The organism is Staphylococcus sp. ZWU0021 (assembly GCF_000798895.1).
Taxonomy (GTDB): Bacteria; Bacillota; Bacilli; order Staphylococcales; family Staphylococcaceae; genus Staphylococcus; species Staphylococcus saprophyticus.
In genome coordinates this window covers 429,920-449,593 of sequence record NZ_JTLN01000030.1, presented here as the reverse complement: position 1 = coordinate 449,593, position 19,674 = coordinate 429,920, and the positions used below count along the sequence as shown (strand labels likewise).

The following is a 19,674-nucleotide window of genomic DNA, read 5'->3' as shown; positions in this document are numbered from 1 at the left end:
CATAGGTTATTAATAATGAATGTTATGCAAGATAAAGTCATAAGTATATTTTCTAAGTGATTAATAATTTATTAGGAAGAAGGAATATGAATGAAAAAAATGGTCGCACTATTAGCAACAACAGCGATTGTGTTGGCAGGTTGCAGTGGATCAGGTAATGAATCAAAAGGTAAAACATTGAATGTCGAATTGCCACTAAAGACAACTTCTATAGCACCTTACGAAACAGATGTACCTGTTAAGATAGGCTCAGCAGAATCACTATTTAAAGCAGGTGCGAATGGTAAAGTACAAAAACTTTTAGTAGATACGTATAACCAGAAATCACCAACGCAATTAGATTTGAAATTAAAAGATGACATTAAATTTCAAAATGGTAAAAAAGTAACGGGCCAAGCTGTAAAGGCGAGTCTTGAGGAAAGTATAAAAAAAAGTGATCTCGTTAAAGGCTCATTACCAATTAAAGAAATTAAAGTAGATGGCCAAAATGTAAGTATCACTACCAAAGAGGCTTATCCTGAATTAGTATCTGAATTGGCTAGTCCATTTTCGGCTATTTACGATACAAAAGCGGATAGTGATGTAACGAAAGCGCCTGTTGGTACGGGACCATACCAAATTAAAGATTACAAACAATCTCAAAATATTAAACTAGATCAATTTAAGGATTATTGGCAAGGTAAACCAAAATTAGACCATGTAAATGTTACATATCAAGAAGATGGTAATGTGCGTTCAAGTAATCTAAGTTCAGGCAAAGCCGATGTCATCACAGATGTGCCAGTCGAAAAAGAAAAAACATTAAATCAAGGTGATAAAACGACAACATCTTCAGTTTCTGGATTTAGAACGTCCTTGATTATGTATAACCACACAAGTAAAAAAATGACGAAACCGGTGCGTGAAGCCCTTGACAAAGTTGTGGATAGAGAAAGCATTGCTAAAAATGTCTCCAAGAATCATGCGACACCTGCCACTGGGCCATTTAATACAAAATTAGATTTTATTGATAAACAACAGGTACAAAAGCAAGATATTGATGAAGCTAAAAAAATAATGGCAGCGCAAGGCTACACGAAAGCACATCCTTTAAAACTAACGGTATCAACATATAACGGACGTCCAGAGCTTCCAAAAATGGCTCAAGTACTTCAATCAGATGCTAAAAAAGCAAATATTGATATTACGATTCGTAACTTAGATGATATTGAGGGTTATCTTAAAGACAAGAGCCAATGGGATGCATCAATGTATAGCTTTGGAACGATTCCTAGAGGTGATACGGGTTATTTCTTTAATCAAGCGTATAAGCCTGAGGGTGCAATCAATGCAGGTGGATATGACAATGCGAAAGTAACCAAACTGATTGATCAATTCAATAAAACAGTTGATAAAACTGAACGTAATCGACTAACTAATGAAATTATCGATATTACAGATAAAGATAAAGCCAATAGTTATCTTACTTATATGGATAATATTGTCGGTATGAATAAAAAAGTTAAAAACTTAAAAGCAACGCCTGAAGGCATTTATCTCATTGATTATAAGGTTGATAAAGCGAAATGATATTAAAAAATATACTTTCTAGAATTGGACAAATGATCATTGTATTGTTTGTCCTTTCTACTATTACTTTTATTTTAATGAAACTTACGCCAGGAGATCCTATAGATAAAATATTACATTTGGATGTAGCAAATGTTTCAAGTGATCAAATAGAAGCGACTAAAGCAAAACTTGGGCTAGACCAACCCGTAATCATTCAGTATGTGCAATGGCTCGGGCAAATTATCCAATTAAATTTTGGGACCAGTTATCAAACAGGTGAACCCGTTATCAAAGAATTAATTTACTATACACCGCCAACATTATTTATCGCAGTGATGACAATAGTTGTCGTGTTTGTCGTAGCCATACCATTAGGCATGATTGCAGCAAAGTACTATCATACATGGTTAGACAGTTTAATAAGAAGTGTGACATCTTTTACAGTAAGTATACCGTCCTTCTTCTTGGGTACGATATTGATTTATGTGTTTGCGCAAAAGTGGAATCTACTCCCGTCCTCTGGTCTTGATACAATGGCAGGCTATATATTACCAGTCATTGCATTAAGCGTTGGTATGAGTGCATATTACGTAAGGTTAATGCGTTCAAATTTAGTCGAACTCTACCAATCAAAAGAAGTGGAAGCAGCAAGATTAAGAGGGATGTCTGAACGTTATATATTATGGCAAGATTTATTTAAACCAGCAATTATTCCAATCATTACGGTGTTAGGTATGTCTGTGGGCAGTCTAATCGGTGGTACTGTTGTGATAGAAAATTTATTTGGTATACCAGGGATTGGTCATTTTCTTGTAGATAGTATTCGAGCACGTGATTACCCTGTTGTTCAAGGTGCTGTTATCATGATTGGTTTCTTTGTTGTATTAGCAAATACAATGAGTGATTTACTGTTATTATGGATTGATCCCAAGCGACGATATAACAAGCCAACGGATATTGAACGCATGAAACGTCAGGATGGTGAGTCATTATGAAGCAGATTAACCGACGAAATATGATATTTTATGCATTTGCGATTTATTTTGTTGTACTTATCATTGCACAGTTTTTTGTATCGTCTTATAGTGCATACGAAGTCAATTTAGGCAGTAGTTTGGAAACGCCAAATTTAACACATTGGTTAGGTACGGATGATTACGGACGTGATTTATTTTCAAGAGTGATTATCGGTGCTAGATATACATTGATTATAAGTTTAATTACGCTGTTTATTACAGTTATCATTGGTGTGCCATTAGGCCTGCTTGCTGGCTATAAGAAAGGTATCGTGGATACGTTCATTATGCGCTTGATTGATATTGGATTAAGCATTCCTGAGTTTGTGTTAATGATTGCATTAGCTAGTTTTTTCAAACCGAGTATTTGGAACCTTGTCATTGCGATTTCAATTATCAAGTGGATGACCTATACAAGATTAACGCAATCAGTAGTTAGTAGTGAAATCAATAAACCATATATACAGATGGCAAGGTTATTTCATGTACCGACACATGTCATTATTTTTAAACATTTTATGCCGCAAGTGATGCCATCTATTATTGTATTAATGACGGTAGATTTTGGGAAAATAATATTATATATTTCTTCACTTTCATTTTTAGGATTAGGTGCACAACCACCATCTCCTGAATGGGGCGCGATGCTCAATGTAGGCAGAGATTATATTAGTTCCTACCCATTACTGATTATTGTGCCAGCCTGTTTAATTACTGTTACGATTTTATTATTTAACTTAGCAGGCGACGCGCTGAGAGATAGGTTATTGAAAGGACAACGTGATGTGAATGACTAATATACTAGAAATAACAAATTTATCTATAGCAGATCGTTTTGGTAATAAGCTGATTCAACACGTGGATTTAGGTCTTAAAAAAAGTAAAGTGAATGTCTTAATTGGTGAGAGTGGTTCTGGCAAAAGTTTAACAGCTAGAGCAATGGTCCAACAGATACCGAACACACTAGATATGCAATACGATTGCATGACTTATGAACATAGTGAGATGTCTGATATGCACAATCTTTTAGGTAAAGAAATTGGTTTTATTTCTCAAAACTATACACACAGCTTTAACGATCATACGAAACTTGGGAAACAATTGATTTCTATATATAGACAACATTACAAGACAGATAAAAAAGGTGCGCAAAAAATTGTGGAACAAGCACTATCATGGGTCGAATTAAATCCTTCTCAAATGATGTCAAAGTACCGTTTCAGCCTTTCTGGAGGGCAATTAGCTCGAGTTCAAATTGCTAGCGTATTAATGCTCAATCCTAAGGTCATTATTGCCGATGAACCAATAGCTTCATTAGATGCTGTTACAGGCGTGAGTATTATGAATTTGATTAAACATTTGGCTGAAGTACACAAAGTGACTTTGCTGTTAATAACACATAATCTATCGCATGTATTAGATTTTAGTGACTGGATTCATGTCATTAAAAATGGTGAAATGGTAGAGTCCAATCATATTGATGCTTTTAAAAATAATGATATTAAACCGTATAGTTTAAAATTATTTAATTCCCGTAGTCGATTAAAGAAAGGGGATTACCATGCTTAATTTAACAGACGTTAGCTTTAGCTATAAACATGAAGCTATTTTAAAAAAGATTCAATTATCCATACAAGCCGACGAGATTGTCGGAATCGTTGGTGAAAGTGGTTCTGGTAAGACGACACTAGCAAAAATAATGCTCGGATTACTTCAACCAACACATGGTGAAGTTATCACGCATAAGGAACGCGTTTTACCAATATTTCAACATGCTGTAGATAGCTTTAATCCTAAATTTAAAATTAGAAAATCTATGGAAGAGCCAATAAAGTATCAACGTAGAGGGGAATCACAAAAGGCGGCGCAATGCTTGTCTGATTTAATGGCCTATATGCAATTAGATACAAAATTGATGGATCGATTGCCTGAAGAGTTAAGTGGTGGCCAATTGCAGCGTTTTAATACGATACGTACATTAATGTTAGAACCTGACATACTTATTTGTGACGAAATTACAGCAAGCTTAGATGTCATTGCAGAACAACGTATGATTGATATATTAAGGCATTATTATAAAACAACACATAAAGGCATGATATTAATATCACATGATCTTGCGTTTCTAAATCAAATTGTTAATCGATTCATTGTAATGAAAAATGGTGAAATTGTAGATGATTTTGAAACTAAAGGTTTATTTAATGTTACGCGTCATGAATATACTAAAACACTACTTTCTATTTATTAGAAAGTAGTATTTTTTTAAATTTCGATAATAAAATATATTTAAATTTCAAAAATAATGCGTGATATATGATTGAGATTAATATATATGATTGAGATTAATATATAATAATGTATAATTGAGAATAAGATGAGAAAAGGGGAAAGATAAATGAAAAAATTAATATTTCCGTTGCTAGCACTGATGTTAATACTAGCGGCGTGTGGCAATAATTCAAGTGATGACGCTTCGAAAAAGGATAAAAAAGAAAAGACGTATACACAAGATTCAGGTAAAAAAGTAAAGATACCTAAAGATCCTAAACGTATCGTAGTGTTAGGTGCAACATATGCAGGTGGATTGAAAGAACTTGATGCAAATATCGTGGGTGTCGCAAACATTGTAGATGATAGTAAAGTGTTAAAAGACAAATTTAAAGATGTTGATAAAGTAGATGCTGAAAATGTTGAAAGTGTAGCGAAACTTAAACCAGATTTGATTATTACATACAACACTGACAAGAATTTGAAAAAATTAAATAAAGTTGCACCAACTATTGCTTTTGATTATATGAAACATGATTATAAAGAACAGCATAAAGAGTTAGGTAAAATTGTAGGTAAAGAAGATAAAGCAGAAGATTGGATTAAAGACTGGGAAGAAAAAACAAAAGATGATGGTAATGAAATTAAAGATGCCATCGGTGAAGATACAACTGTATCTATCATTAAAGATTTCGACAAAAAAATCTATGCATTAGGTAAAACATATGGTCATGGTAGTGAAATTCTATATGATTCATTTGGTTTGAAAATGCCTGAAAAAGTAGAAAAAGCGACTAAGAAAAATGATTTAGCTGATATATCTGAAGAACAAATTCCTGAAATGTCAGGAGATTATGTTGTTACACCAGTTGCCAAAGGTGCAGATTTATCATTCGAAAATAAAGATATTTGGAAAAATACAGAAGCGGTTAAAAATGGTAAAACATTTAAAGTGGATGAAGGTATCTACTGGTTAAATGATCCATATTCATTAGACTATGAACGTAAAGACTTAAAAGAAAAATTATTAAACCATTAGTCATTTAAAACAAATTAGTTAGTGAAGTAAACTTAAAACTGTCGCCAAAGTTGTTAAACTTTGCGGCAGTTTTTCTATTTGATTGAGTATGTCAATGTGTATCAATGATCATTATTTTGGTAACAGCGCCAAGATGATAAAGAAAGATGCATATGTCATAGTTTTTGAGCTAAACATTATAAGGTGACATCCTATATTAAGACAAAAAATGTATTTAGAGAATTAATTAAATAAATGTTATCATTTACATAAATAAAATCACATTGTATTAAAACGATGCTTATATCTTTGGGAGGATACGATGAAAAAACAACAGAAAATTGATAATTGGGTACAGCTCACGAAATATGTAAACTATATCGATACGATGATTGAGAAAAAATTGAAGCAAGAATACAATTTGAGTGTAAAAGAATTTTATGTGTTGTATGAGATTTACAAAGCTAAAGGGAAAAAATATAAAATTAATGATTTGATTAAAATTGTAGATTTAAGCCAAAGTGCAATGTCACGTTTAATCGTAAGAATAGAAAAGCCAACGAAAGCATTAGTAGTGAGACAAGAATGTCTTGAAGATCACCGGGCGATGTATATTTATTTAACTGAGGAAGGGCAGGACATTACTGAAAAAGCTTTGAACACGTATGAAAGTCTAATCTCAAAAGTGAGCTTTTCTAATATTCGTAAGCTTTCTCAAATAGATAGTATAGATTAATGGTGTATGTAAGCTATAACGATAGCTGTGTTGATAAATAAACAGCAGTATAAATATTTGGTTGAATGATAAAACGAGTGTTTTATAAATAAAAGGGCTAAAACATGTACGCATGTTTTAGCCCTTTTTATTCGTATTATTAAGATTGACGTTTTTTAGAATGCTTCACACCATATAGAAGGTAAATGAGCAACCCAATAATAAACCAGATGAGTGTGTATAATTTTGCTTCAGCACCTAAGCCCCAGAATACAACAACGACACTGACAAACGTGATGATTGGCATAACAGGGTAGAATGGCATTTTAAAAGCTGGCATCGGAATATCTTTTCCTTCTCTTGGGCGTAACCCAAAAATACCAATGGAAACAAACATAAATGCGACCAAGGTTCCTGCAGAAATTAACTGCGCAAGGAAGGCGAATGGGAACATAGAGCCAATGATAACTGCAATCACGGTTAAAATAATTAATGAACGATTAGGTAAATTTTTCTTGTTTAGTTTTCCTAACCAAGAAGGTAATAAACCATCACGACCAAAGGAATATAGTAGACGTGAGCCAGCTAACATCATTCCAATAAGGGCTGTGAACATACCAATAACAGAAATTGCTTGCACAATAGCTGCCACAACACCAAAACCACTTTGTCTTAAGGCCCAACCAACAGGTTCAGCATTATCAGCATAAGCTGAATAAGTAAACATACCTACAAGGACAAGTGATACTGCGACAAATAGAATGACAGCTATTGCTAATGACCCTAAGATACCGCGAGGCATTGTTTTTTGTGGATTAATTGCTTCAGCCGAATTTGCTGCAATTGAATCAAAACCAATATATGCTAAGAATATCATTGATACACCTGCATAAATACCTTGCCAACCACCAAAGGAACCTGTTTCAGTTACTTTATGTTCAGGTATAAATGGTACATAATTGCTTAAATCAATAGCGGTTAAACCTACTACGATAAATAGTAAAACAGCTAAAACTTTAATTACAACGAGTATATTTTCAATACGTGCTGCTGCCGAAACACCATATGACAAGAGACAAGCAGTAAGTAAAATGACCACAGCGGCAACGATATCAATGATGCCTCCATCTGTCCCTAATGTATTGGATAATGATTTGGGTAATTCAATCCCTAATGGTGAGACGAGACCACGTAAATTTGCCGAAAAACCAGAGGCAACAAAGGCGACGGCTATAAAGTATTCAGCTAACAATGCCCAACCGGCAACCCAACCGAATACCTCCCCAAATACGACATTAATCCAAGAATATGCTGAACCAGCAAACGGCATTGCCGATGACATTTCAGCATAAGCAAAAGATACGAGACCCGCTACAACTGCAGCTAATAAGAACGAAAGTGCAACTGCTGGCCCAGTATGCTGTGCTGCGACTACACCTGGTAATGTAAAAATAGAAGTTGAAACAATGGTACCAACACCTAAAGCAAGGAAATCTTTTACACGTAATGTTCTATTTAAATGTGCATCCTTCACTTGATAGACGGAAGGATCTTCTCTTTTTAAAATCTTATTAAAAAAACCTTTCATAATGAACCTCTCCCAATGAATAATATATCGTAAAACTTAATAACTAATTTATGATAATGTATATCATAGCACATATATATCTAAATATTCAGAAAATTTTATAAAAATATGTGTAAATATACACAAAAATACCACTTTTATGTGAACTTTTGTTAAGCAGTGTTTAATACCAGTAGATGATTACCTAGAAATTTTTAGAAAGGTGATAATAAAGCTAATTAACACATACTTTTAGCAGCGCATTAATATTTTCAAAAAGTATTTTTATTTAGCCTCATTATAATAGAATGCTCTGATGAAAAATAATTTATATATCCCGAAAGTTAGGCACATGGTCTTAACTTAAAGGATGTATTTTTATTTATATTAAAAACAGTGATTTATAGTTTTATTCAAGTGCAAATGGTAAGCTAATATTAAATTTGAGATTGAATGAAATAGGGGGTATTTATTATGAATATACAATCATCATGGCTTAATTTACCAGTAAAAGATTTAAAAGCGAGTGCGACTTTCTTTGAAAATATTGGGTTTACGATTAAAAAGAATGAAGCTGTTTTAGACAAAATGAGAGGTATTGAAACAGCAGATTATAAAATCATTATGTTAATTGAGCAAGGTCAATTTGAAAAAGTGGCGCAACAATCTGATATAGTTAGACATGAAGCATTGGTTTCAGTTTCTGTAAAAGAGGCAGCAGAGGTAGATGACTTATTAAATCTTGTTGAAACAGCAGGTGGAAAAGTACTTCAACGTGGTACAAAACATGAAGGCTTTTATGGTGGTCTATTTAGCGATATTGATGGACACTTATTTAATATTATCGCAATGTAATTTAAACTATAACGTAAACATTTATATACAGTATTGAAGGGAGTATCAGTATGATAAAAGCAATTGCGGTAGATAAAGATGGTACATTTCTTAAATCTGACCATACCTATGACAAAGCATATTTTGATCGTTTATATCAAAAAATTGTACAGCAAAATATAAAATTTATCGTAGCTAGTGGTAATCAATATGCACAGTTACGCTCATTTTTTCCTGACAAGGTAGATAATATCACTTTTGTAGCAGAAAATGGCGCGGTAACTTATCAAAATGATGCATTGTTGACAGCACATTATTTTGACCAACAACTCATATTTGAAGTTTTAGAAATGATTCATCAAACGTATCATATCAGTGATGTTGTTTTAAGTGGTATACATTCAGCATATGTAAGTGATGAGAGTAGCGACGAATTCCTAAATTTTATACGAAATTATTACTATGATATCAAAAAAGTAGCTTCATTTAATGAAATCACAGAGGATCACTTTGTAAAAATAGCTTTACGGATTAAAGATGAAGACTTGGTTAAGCAAGTGACTAACGAAATAGAACAACGTTATAAAGGGAAGATACGTGCAGTGACAAGTGGAAATGACAGTGTGGATTTAATCTTACCTAGTGTGAATAAAGGCGTTGCGATCAAAGAATTGTTAAAAGAATGGGACATACAGCAAGACGAATTACTCGCGTTTGGTGATGCCAATAATGATTTAGAAATGCTCGGTTTAACCATACATAGTTATGCTATGGCAAATTGCAGTGATGAATTAGCAGCGATTGCAAAACATCGGGCACCGTCTAACGATGAATCAGGTGTTTTACAAGTGATTGAACGATATCTTCAACAATAGTGCATTTAATAATAAAACTCAATTTCAGTTATACCTGCCAATGAATAGAGGCGAGTTATAACTGAAATTGAGTTTTTATTTGCTAATTTACAATTAATACAGGTATGTCAACATTACTTGCAATTTTGTGTGTAACGTTACCAAGTATATTCTTGATATCAGATTTTTCACGCGTATTACTCATTACGATAATGTCATATGCATTTTCCTTCACTTCAGTCAAAATCGCTTGTTTAATATAACCTGCGCTAAATTTAACCGTGACAGTTAAATCGAGTGCTTCTAATTGTTGAATGAAAGGTGAGAGCACTTCGTTCTTCTCGTTTGCTAAATCTTCAAAATGCTTATTATCGTAACGTACCGACGTTTCAAGTTCACTTTCTGGAATAACATTAAATACTGTAACTTCAGCATTTTCAACGCCATTGGTTAAATTTTCCAATTCTTTAGGGACGTTATTGAACGAATTATCAAAGTCATAAGCTAATAATATTTTCTTATACATGATAGCGCCTCCTTTTTATTCATATACCCTATTAAAAATAAAGTAATAATTTAATATTGATGATTAAGTGATTGCTTAAATAAATAGGATGACGCTTGTTAGCATAGCGTTATTTTACATCTAAACCGATAATTTCGTTAACATTGTTGTAGCCATTTGATTTAAGATAATGTGCTAATTGTTTATTCAATTTCTGAGTTAGTCCTGGACCTTCAAATACTAAAGCACTATAAATTTGAACTAGCGATGCACCTTGGCGCATCATTTTTATGACATCTTCTGCGTTGAAAATACCACCAGTTCCGATAATTAAAAATTGGCCATCTGTTTGTTTATAAGCATAAGAAATGAGTTTAAGATTACGCTCGAATAGTGGTTTGCCACTTAAACCGCCAGTTTCTTCACGATGATTTGAATGCAGTGCTTCACGTTGTTGTGTTGTGTTGGCTAGTATAATGCCATCAAAAGTTTGCGTAATTGGTGTTAACATTGCACCAAGACCATCTAAAGATAAATCAGAAGTTAATTTTATGAAAATAGGAACATTAAGGCTTTCTTTATATTTATATGTCTGAATAGCTTCGCATAATTGCGAGAATTCATCTTTATCATGGAAGCTTTGTAAATTTTCTGTATTAGGTGAGCTGATGTTGACAGTAAAGAATGTGACGTCGTTTTTAAACGTATCAATCACTTTGATGTAGTCTTCATAACGCGCTTCATAAGGTGTGGATTTATTTACACCAACATTTAAACCGACTGGAATTTGATAACGATGCTTGCGTAAATAACTTAAAGCTTTATTCATACCTAAATTGTTAAATCCCATGCGGTTAATGAGTGCTTGATCTTCAACTAAACGATACATACGCGGTTTTGGATTACCTGGTTGTGGTTTAGGCGTTATACCACCAAGTTCAATTGATCCAAATCCTGCATTTTCTAAAGCTTTAGGAACTTCACAAGATTTGTCGAAGCCGGCTGCTAAACCAATAGGATTCGCAAAGTGAATGCCTTTGAGGTTTTGGTTTAATGAGTCGTTTTCGTAATGAAAGATTTTTTTAATTACAGTTAATAATTTTGGATGGTTTTGAACAAATTTAAGCGCGTCTATCGTCATTCCATGCGCTTTTTCAGGATCGAATTGAAATAACATTGGTTTGATGAGTTTATACATATAGTGATCGCTCCATTTATCAAATTTAATTAAAAATATTTATGTATCTTAAGTTCAATATGTAAAAAAGCTGAATTGAAAATGATGTCTTTAATAGACTAGCATTTTACGGAATATATGCCTAGACCAAATAAAAATAATTAATAGAAGTTTCACAGAAATCATTGGGTAGGTTTGTATGATTAAGTAGATAAGAAAAAGGAAATAACCATATATAACTTAATTTTAAGAGATTAGTGGAGGGATGATTCATGAATCAAGCGTGGCAATCACAATTGCCTTTAAGTCATATTAAAAATATCGTTCCTGTAAGTGGTGGAGATGTTAATGATGCATTTCGTATTGAAACGGATCAGGAAGATTATTTTCTACTAGTACAACGTAAGAGAAAGTCAACTTTTTTTGATGCCGAAATTGCAGGGCTCAATTTATTTGAAAAAGTCGGTATTACTGCACCGAGAGTCATTGATAGTGGAGAAATTGAAGATGACGCTTATTTACTATTAACTTATTTAGATGAAGGCGTGTCAGGTAGCCAAGAAGCATTAGGACAACTTGTGGCGCGTATGCATAGCGAGCAACAAGCAGATAATCAATTTGGTTTTGATTTACCTTATGAAGGTGGCGATATTTCATTTGATAATAGTTGGACGAATAGTTGGATTACCTTGTTTGTAGAAAAACGCTTAGATAAGCTCAAAGATAGATTGGTGCAACAAGGATTATGGGGAGACGCAGATGTCACTCAATATCAGGCAGTACGTCGTGTGATTGTAAATGAATTAGAAAGTCATAATAGCAAACCTTCATTATTACATGGCGACTTATGGGGCGGTAATTACATGTTTTTAACAGATGGTTCACCAGCGCTATTCGATCCTGCACCATTATATGGGGATAGAGAATTTGATATAGGCATTACTTCAGTGTTTGGAGGATTTACGCAAGCATTTTATGACGCTTATCATAAGCACTATCCACTGAGTGAGGGAGCAGATGTGCGCTTAGAATTTTATAGATTGTATCTTTTAATGGTACATCTAGTTAAATTTGGTGAAATGTATGCAGGTAGTGTTGATCGTTCAATGCAAAAAATATTAAATCAATAAAATAAGGAAGTGGGATAGAAATCAAATTTTCTAATAGAGATTTCGTATGCCTATCTATGCAATCAAGGCAAGGATGACTCGGATAAAGGTTTGCCTGAGCTAACGTTCATACATCAATCTCACTAGCATTTTTATGTGGCATAGCTAAGTTTCAGCTGATACATCAGAATGATTTGTGTCCATAAAAATGAAAACATCGTTTCTTTAAACAAGTGAGACGTTACATTTTCAATTCAGTCATCTACTGCCTAAACGAAAAAGAGCCTGAGGCATCTAATTATGTCTCAGGCTCTTACTCATAACAATCAAGTATCTCTAGATGATTCATTTAAATTAATCTATATCAAGTGTACCCATTTCTTCTCTTAATTGGTAAACTTTGTCTGGTGTCACGTCTTCACCTAAAGGATCAACTACTTTTAACGTTGAAAATGTATGGATTACTTGTCCACGTATCATTTTCAAATATTCTTGTCTCAAAGTTTGTTGTTCTTCTTTTTCTTCAATGCTTAACGTTTCTATTTTTTCTTTATTTGCAAGTTCATTAATTCTGTCTAGTAATGTCATTGTTTTTTTCCTCCTGTGATAAATGAGGTGGGAAGTGTGGAATAATATAATCGCCGACCTCAGTTAATAGTGATTTATATGGTCTATCATTAGATGTTAAATGCAACATCATATGATTTGTACCGATTTTTTCATATGATTTTAAAATGTTTAATAAAGTATTTCTACCTAAACGGTAGCCACCTTTAATTGGTTTAACGAGTTCATTAGGATTTAAAGATAAGTCGATAACTAATGGATGCATAAATGGTTTGAATACATCATTGTTATGCCATTCTTTTAATAAAGCTTTTTGTTTTTGAAATGGTTGTGGATAAAACATAAGGCCATCCATATTTTTCTTAATCCAGGAGAGTTCCTGTCGCGAATATCCTGTAGCAAACATGGGTATATGATTGTGTTTTGGCAATATTTGAAGACCTGAATCTTCATATAATTCAAATATTGAATTTGATATTTTTGGCGAATGTGATTGCCACAAATCATTCATTGCATAGATCGCATCCTGGAATTGCTTTGATAATTGCGTTTCTTTTATCTTGAAAGCTGGAAACTCAAATGGACGATCTCCTGTTGCTAAACCTAATAAAAATCGCTCGTCTGATATCAAGTCAAGAGAAGTTGCAGCTTTAGCTGTATGAATTGGATGACGCAATGTAGCAACAATACTAGATGTTCCGAGAGCGATTTTCGATGTTTTAGCGCTTAAATAAGATAAAAATACAAACGGATCGTAGTTTGTCGTTACATTACCTAAATGTGGACTATAAAGTGGATTATCTCTCACAAAAAGGCTTGTAAATCCAAGATTTTCAGCATACTGTGCTAAATCAACTTGATTTTCAAACGACAATGCGATGTTTTCAGAATTATCAAAAGGCAGCATTAATCCCAAAGTTAAATGGCCTTGTTGAAAAGTCCGTTTGAAACCATTGTGTTTTTGAATTGTTGTCACGTCTATCCCTCCTTAACTTGTATTTACAACACCTGATAACTAACTAACACGTGTTGTATAAATGCATTGTATACTGATTTGTTAACTAATGCAAACAACATGTTTATGCATATATTGTCTAAACAACAAAAATGAAATTGTGTTGTTTATTCACTAAAAAAGTCAGTTGAATTTAAATGATATTTATTATTTTAAAAGCTAAATTTCTAAAACGATAATACAATTATTTGATTATTATCCGAAAATTCATTAAATTGAAATAGAAAAAATTTTGATGGAGGTTGTTTATGCTTAAAAGAAAACTACGAGGTGGTATCATATTCATAATAGCTTTATTATGTACTGTGATCTCGATAAATGGAAATACATATGCTGCAACGCAAACACATCAATCGACTGATCAGTCAGCTCAGTCTGAAGACGCTAAAGTCGGTACCAATCAAATTAAGACAAGAGTCGTCTTACCTAATGACGATAGAACACAAATAGAAAATACAACAAATGGTCATTATCAATCTGTTGGCTATATTAGTATTGGAGATAATATTGCGACGGGTGTTGTGATTGATAAAAATACAGTGTTAACTAATAAACACGTTGCCAACCTTTCTGAAGGGAATATGAATTTTTCACCAGCTGCCCAAAATGAAAATACGATGCCTTATGGTACATTTTCTGAAAAAGAAATTGAAGTGTACCCAGGAAATGAAGATTTAGCGCTTATACATTTAAATAAAAATAAAGATGGGCAATCAGTTGGAGATGTAGTTCAACCGGCGACTTTAAAAGATGCCTCAGCGGTAACAAAAGATATGCCGATTACCGTAACGGGTTATCCAGGAGATAAGCCCTTGGCTACAATGTGGGAGAGTAAGGGCCAAATACTGAATACGAACACTACTGAATTTGAATATAATGCGAGTACATTCGGAGGTAATTCTGGCTCTCCTGTATTTAACGAAAATAATGAAGTGATTGGTATACACCAAGGTGGTATTGAAGGTGAAAGTAATAGTGCCGTAGCTATGACAGATGATGTATTGAGCTTTATTAATAAGAATAAAAGTTAATAAAAGGTACAAGCATGAAATCCACGACAGAGACCTAATAAGTCCTGACGTGGATTTTTATTTTAAAATCTGTTTCATTAGAAAGGGTAGTGCACCCTCAATGTAATCATTTGCTGATAATTGACTACTATGAAACCAATGCTTAGCTGTACCGTATAACCCCCATGAAAGAAATCTCGCACTTGCCGCAAGAGATTCTCTTGTTTCATTTGGATGTTGTTGGACAAGCAATGTTAAAAAGATATCCTCTAACTCTTCTTTCACTCTTTTTTCAACAACTTGTCCATAGGCTTCGCTATTTAATTTACATTCATTATGTGTTTCTTGAATATAACTCGTAATTGTAATGAAGCTAGAAGATAATGTCGTTTCGTTAAGTTCTGAAGAAACATCTAATGCATCATTTAAATTTTTTAATACAGTTTCTGAGAGCGTATAATCCATAATGTCATATTTATCATAAAAATGAGCATAAAACGTAGCGCGATTTACCGTTGCACGTTCCGTAATGTCTTTAATTGTTATAGTTTGTAATTTTTTTTCTTTAGCAATTTCACGAAAGGCGTCCATCAACAACTTTTTAGTTCTGGTTACTCTTGGGTCAACATGTGTTGTAGTCATTGACCTCATACCTCCTCTAATTTATAAAACGATTATGTATTCAAACAAATTATCTTGCTTTCGTAACGAGATGTCAATGTGAATGATTTGAACTGCATATATTACAAATTAAGCAATACGTTTAAAAACCTTACTATAAAACTTTGTCCCAAAATATTTTGTGATTTGAATTACAGTGTCATGTTATTGTTTTCCTTAATTATGCTGTTCATGAAACTATAGATGAAAATACCTAATGTAATTATGATGATCCCTATCATACTAACTGTGCTTGGAAGCGGTAAGTCCAAAAGGAGCATTTCACCAATTAATGTAAAAATGATTTCAGTCGCTTGTGTCGATTCGACTGCTCCAAGTTTTGCTTGGTTATGTTTTACCATATTGGTTGCATAGAAAAAGAGTGTCGTAGCTATTATCCCAGAGAATACGGCTACGATAAATGTCTGTAAAAGTTGATTAGAAGAAGGCGGACCGGACTTCAATACACCACATATAAATATAACCACCCATATAGGTAGTGTGACGAGCGTCATACCATAAATACGTTCAAGTGTATTTAATTGATTATCCACAAGAATCATCATCTTACGATTACCTAAAGGATAGCAAAAGGCACCTATAATTAAAGGAAGTACCGACATGATAAAAACTTGTATTTCAATATGAGAAACTTGAGGTATTTGGACAAGTACAACACCCAAGACCATAATGCTAGAGGTACCTACAGAGCGCCAAGAAATACGCTCTCTTACTTTTATTTGTTGATGATTTATTTGCACATATTCATAAAATAATGGCGCGAGGAGTAGACCACAAATGATTGTTAATTGCCATGTTGCAGAGATAAGCCAGCCGGGACTGTAATTAGCGACAAATGTAATTGGCATATAAAAAAATACAAATCCTAGGGTACTCCAAATCATCCATGGAACAAAATGCGTTTTAATATGATAATGTACTTTAGTTAGGTTCTTTTTAATGTATATAATTATAAAAAGTATGGGGAACATAAATAAAAAAGCGTAATGAAGCACTAAATAGCCAATTGCCTTCATCTTTAGCCATTGCATGATTCAAGATAAATGTTACAGAAAAAAATAATGCACCAAGAATACCAATTAATATTGCACGCATACGATTCACCCTTTAACATTGTAATTGAAAATAATTAATATTTTTAATTTAACATTTATTTAAAAATTAGCAAAGCTAGTATGTTTGTAAATATATTTATAGGAAATAATAAGTGTAAAGCAATATGATTTCATTTGTGTTAAAAGTATTTTGATACTTATCATGAAAAAAGTAGTATGATAAAAATGTGCAAATATTTCGAATAAGGGGTAGAAATAATGGCAGATAAATTAAAGGAGAACTCAGTAATCGGCATATACAGTTAATTGCGATTGGAGGAGCCATTGGAACCGGATTGTTTTTAGGTGCTGGACAATCTATTCACTTAGCTGGACCATCCATTTTACTCACCTATATTATTGTTGGATTTGTGTTGTTTATGTTCATGAGGGCAATGGGAGAAATGTTATTGTCAAACACTGAATTTAATTCTTTTGCGGATATCACGCATGAATATGTAGGGCCGTTAGCTGGATTTATAACGGGATGGACATATTGGTTAACATGGATTATTTCAGGGATGGCAGAAGTGACAGCAGTAGCTAAATATGTATCCTTTTGGTATCTAGATATTCCAAATTGGTTAACAGCACTGGCATGTGTATTGTTACTTATGTCGTTTAATTTATTAAGTACGAAATTATTTGGCGAATTAGAATTTTGGTTTGCAATAATCAAAGTAGTAACTATTGTGGCATTGATTATTGTGGGCATTGTAATGATTATCATGGCTTATAAAACGCCATTTGGTCATGCTAGCGTATCAAATATCTATCGTCATGGTGGGGTGTTCCCTAATGGTATGTCTGGTTTCTTAATGTCGTTTCAAATGGCAATCTTTTCATTTGTCGGCATTGAGATGATTGGTATCACAGCCGGAGAAACAAAAAATCCTCATAAGACAATTCCTCAGGCGATTAATAATGTGCCACTTAGGATTTTACTGTTTTACATTGGTGCGTTAGCAGTCATCATTTCTATTATACCTTGGAATGAACTAGATCCAGAAGGCAGTCCTTTTGTGAAAGTATTTGCATTAGTGGGGATACCATTTGCTGCAGGCATGATTAATTTTGTTGTGTTAACAGCTGCAGCGTCAGCGTGTAATAGTGGGATATTTGCTAATAGTAGAACACTATTCGGATTATCAGATAGAAAACAAGCGCCACCGAAGTTTCAAGCGACAAACCGTAAAGGCGTACCTGTTGTCGCAATTCTTGTAACGTGTGCATTATTGTTATTTGCAGTATTATTGAATTATTTTATTCCAAATGCGACGACTGTGTTTGTGTATATCAGTACAGTTTCTACAGTATTAAATATCTTTATTTGGACAATTATTATGATTGCCTATGTAAGGTATACCAAAGCACGTCCGGACTTACATAAACAAAGTAGATATAAAATGCCAGGTGGAAAAATTATGTCGATTTGTATTATTGCATTTTTCGTATTTATTTTCGGGGTATTATTTGTTAACCCAGAAACACGTATTGGGGTTATTTTAGCACCTTTATGGTTGATTGTACTTGCTTTAATGTATAGACAATACAAAAAGCATACAGCTGAGTAATGCGTGCTTTTAACATGAATACGCATAGGTTGTGAATTTTTATATTGGAGTGATTAAAATGAGTAAAAAAATAATTATGGATTGTGACCCGGGTCATGATGATGCAATCGCATTAATTTTAGCAGGAGCACAAAACAGTCCATTAGATATATTAGCTGTGACAACGGTAGCAGGGAATCAATCGGTAGAAAAAAATACCAAAAATGCTTTAAATGTATTAGAAGTGATGGGAAGAGATGATATTAGTGTCTCTGTTGGTGCTACGCGTCCACTTATTAAGCCAGCATCCTTTGCTTCACAAATACACGGCGATAGTGGGTTAGATGGTCCGAAACTGCCTGAAGTCCCAGCACTAAAACCAACGCAAAAACAAGCAGTCGATGTTATTATCGAAACATTGAAGCAAAGCAAGGAACCAGTCACGCTTGTTGCAACGGGTCCATTAACCAACATTGCTACGGCGCTGATTAAGGAACCAAATATCACACAACATATTGAATCTATTACAATTATGGGCGGTGGCACCTTCGGGAACTGGACTCCTACTGCAGAATTTAATATTTGGGTTGATGCAGAAGCGGCTAAGCGCGTCTTTGAATGTGGTGTGTGTATCAATGTGTTTGGTTTAGATGTGACGCATCAAGTATTAGCCACAGATCATGTTATCGATAGATTTAAACAGATTAAGAATCCAATTGCAAACTTTGTTGTAGAACTTCTAGAATTTTTCAAATCTACGTATAAAACGCACTTTGACATGGATGGTGGTCCAATACATGATGCTTGTACGATACTTTATTTGATGCAACCTGATTTATTTACAATGCAACATACACATATCGATATAGAGCACCAGAGTCCATTGACATATGGCACGATGTCAGTAGATTTAAATGATATTATGAATAAAGAGAAAAATGCCTATTTTGCTACAGCGGTCGATGTAGCGAGTGTATGGACATTAATGGAAAATATGTTAGCAAGTTATGAGAAGCATACACATTAACAAGCAGGCATTTATAAGCGGGAGTGGTACAGAAATCTGATTTTACTATAAAGATTTCATAGTGCTGCTCCTTTTTGCTACAACTAAAGTATGAGCGCTAATTCAAGCGA

20 protein-coding genes and 1 pseudogene are annotated in these 19,674 nt (G+C 33.6%); 13 read left to right on the top strand and 8 right to left on the bottom strand.

Going from position 1 to position 19,674, the window contains the following annotated elements; translation table 11 throughout:
* The first annotated feature begins 90 nt into the window (after positions 1-90).
* The 7 genes from nikA to L987_RS11170 all read left to right on the top strand — a co-directional run bounded on the left by nikA (position 91) and on the right by L987_RS11170 (position 6,592).
* The gene (nikA, locus tag L987_RS11200) at positions 91-1,569 is read left to right on the top strand and encodes a nickel ABC transporter substrate-binding protein (protein WP_047504688.1); all 1,479 of its coding nucleotides are present in this window, start codon (positions 91-93) and stop codon (positions 1,567-1,569) included.
* Positions 1,569-2,546, top strand: a complete 978-nt coding sequence (gene nikB / locus L987_RS11195) for a nickel ABC transporter permease (RefSeq protein WP_370490318.1) — start codon at positions 1,569-1,571, stop codon at positions 2,544-2,546. Before nikA ends, nikB begins: the two co-directional genes overlap by 1 nt.
* Positions 2,543-3,364, top strand: coding sequence for a nickel transporter permease (gene nikC / locus L987_RS11190; RefSeq protein WP_047504684.1), 822 nt, complete (start codon positions 2,543-2,545; stop codon positions 3,362-3,364). The genes nikB and nikC overlap by 4 nt, the downstream gene beginning before the upstream one ends.
* The gene (locus tag L987_RS11185) at positions 3,357-4,136 is read left to right on the top strand and encodes an ATP-binding cassette domain-containing protein (protein WP_047504681.1); all 780 of its coding nucleotides are present in this window, start codon (positions 3,357-3,359) and stop codon (positions 4,134-4,136) included. The genes nikC and L987_RS11185 overlap by 8 nt, the downstream gene beginning before the upstream one ends.
* Positions 4,129-4,818 carry an ABC transporter ATP-binding protein gene (locus L987_RS11180; protein WP_047504678.1) on the top strand — a complete coding sequence of 230 codons (690 nt, stop codon included), beginning with the start codon at positions 4,129-4,131 and terminating at the stop codon, positions 4,816-4,818. The genes L987_RS11185 and L987_RS11180 overlap by 8 nt, the downstream gene beginning before the upstream one ends.
* Before the next feature lie 147 nt (positions 4,819-4,965).
* On the top strand, positions 4,966-5,877 hold the full coding sequence (locus tag L987_RS11175) for an ABC transporter substrate-binding protein (RefSeq protein ID WP_011302258.1): 912 nt from the start codon (positions 4,966-4,968) through the stop codon (positions 5,875-5,877).
* A 301-nt stretch (positions 5,878-6,178) separates the two neighbouring features.
* Positions 6,179-6,592 carry a MarR family winged helix-turn-helix transcriptional regulator gene (locus L987_RS11170; protein WP_011302259.1) on the top strand — a complete coding sequence of 138 codons (414 nt, stop codon included), beginning with the start codon at positions 6,179-6,181 and terminating at the stop codon, positions 6,590-6,592.
* Positions 6,593-6,731: 139 nt separating this feature from the next.
* On the opposite strand, the gene L987_RS11165 is transcribed toward L987_RS11170, so the two are convergent.
* Positions 6,732-8,159: an APC family permease gene (locus L987_RS11165; protein ID WP_002482230.1), complete on the bottom strand. Its 1,428-nt coding sequence runs from the start codon at positions 8,157-8,159 to the stop codon at positions 6,732-6,734.
* A gap of 453 nt (positions 8,160-8,612) precedes the next feature.
* Here L987_RS11165 and L987_RS11160 point away from each other — a divergent pair, with 453 nt between their 5' ends.
* Entirely contained in the window at positions 8,613-8,993 is a 381-nt protein-coding gene (locus L987_RS11160) for a VOC family protein (protein ID WP_047504675.1), read from the top strand.
* A gap of 50 nt (positions 8,994-9,043) precedes the next feature.
* Positions 9,044-9,847 carry a Cof-type HAD-IIB family hydrolase gene (locus L987_RS11155; RefSeq protein WP_002482232.1) on the top strand — a complete coding sequence of 268 codons (804 nt, stop codon included), beginning with the start codon at positions 9,044-9,046 and terminating at the stop codon, positions 9,845-9,847.
* A gap of 82 nt (positions 9,848-9,929) precedes the next feature.
* Here the strand turns inward: L987_RS11155 and L987_RS11150 are convergent, their stop codons facing one another.
* Both L987_RS11150 and L987_RS11145 read right to left on the bottom strand, forming a co-directional pair.
* A complete protein-coding gene (locus L987_RS11150) occupies positions 9,930-10,352 on the bottom strand; it encodes a universal stress protein (protein WP_011302262.1) in 423 nt (140 codons plus the stop codon).
* Positions 10,353-10,461: 109 nt separating this feature from the next.
* The gene (locus L987_RS11145; protein ID WP_047504672.1) at positions 10,462-11,529 is read right to left on the bottom strand and encodes a quinone-dependent dihydroorotate dehydrogenase; all 1,068 of its coding nucleotides are present in this window, start codon (positions 11,527-11,529) and stop codon (positions 10,462-10,464) included.
* Positions 11,530-11,780: 251 nt separating this feature from the next.
* On the opposite strand from L987_RS11145, the gene L987_RS11140 reads away from it, so the two are divergent.
* On the top strand, positions 11,781-12,638 hold the full coding sequence (locus L987_RS11140; RefSeq protein WP_011302264.1) for a fructosamine kinase family protein: 858 nt from the start codon (positions 11,781-11,783) through the stop codon (positions 12,636-12,638).
* Between the two features lie 333 nt (positions 12,639-12,971).
* Here L987_RS11140 and L987_RS11135 read toward each other — a convergent pair whose 3' ends face one another.
* Entirely contained in the window at positions 12,972-13,205 is a 234-nt protein-coding gene (locus L987_RS11135; RefSeq protein ID WP_002482236.1) for a DUF896 domain-containing protein, read from the bottom strand.
* A complete protein-coding gene (locus L987_RS11130) occupies positions 13,183-14,160 on the bottom strand; it encodes an LLM class oxidoreductase (protein ID WP_011302265.1) in 978 nt (325 codons plus the stop codon). Before L987_RS11130 ends, L987_RS11135 begins: the two co-directional genes overlap by 23 nt.
* A gap of 287 nt (positions 14,161-14,447) precedes the next feature.
* On the opposite strand from L987_RS11130, the gene L987_RS11125 reads away from it, so the two are divergent.
* Positions 14,448-15,230 carry a trypsin-like serine peptidase gene (locus L987_RS11125; protein ID WP_047504669.1) on the top strand — a complete coding sequence of 261 codons (783 nt, stop codon included), beginning with the start codon at positions 14,448-14,450 and terminating at the stop codon, positions 15,228-15,230.
* Positions 15,231-15,287: 57 nt separating this feature from the next.
* On the opposite strand, the gene L987_RS11120 is transcribed toward L987_RS11125, so the two are convergent.
* From L987_RS11120 to L987_RS14360, 3 genes are all read right to left on the bottom strand, one after another.
* The gene (locus tag L987_RS11120) at positions 15,288-15,851 is read right to left on the bottom strand and encodes a TetR/AcrR family transcriptional regulator (RefSeq protein WP_011302267.1); all 564 of its coding nucleotides are present in this window, start codon (positions 15,849-15,851) and stop codon (positions 15,288-15,290) included.
* Positions 15,852-16,021: 170 nt separating this feature from the next.
* Positions 16,022-16,861: a DMT family transporter gene (locus tag L987_RS11115; RefSeq protein WP_305961154.1), complete on the bottom strand. Its 840-nt coding sequence runs from the start codon at positions 16,859-16,861 to the stop codon at positions 16,022-16,024.
* Positions 16,827-16,985, bottom strand: a complete 159-nt coding sequence (locus tag L987_RS14360) for a hypothetical protein (RefSeq protein ID WP_011302269.1) — start codon at positions 16,983-16,985, stop codon at positions 16,827-16,829. Before L987_RS14360 ends, L987_RS11115 begins: the two co-directional genes overlap by 35 nt.
* A 218-nt stretch (positions 16,986-17,203) precedes the next feature.
* On the opposite strand from L987_RS14360, the pseudogene L987_RS11110 reads away from it, so the two are divergent.
* Together L987_RS11110 and L987_RS11105 are read left to right on the top strand one after the other, a co-directional pair.
* Positions 17,204-18,558 (top strand): annotated as a pseudogene (locus tag L987_RS11110) (amino acid permease).
* 58 nt (positions 18,559-18,616) lie between these two features.
* Entirely contained in the window at positions 18,617-19,564 is a 948-nt protein-coding gene (locus L987_RS11105) for a nucleoside hydrolase (RefSeq protein ID WP_047504666.1), read from the top strand.
* The last annotated feature ends 110 nt before the right edge of the window (positions 19,565-19,674 follow it).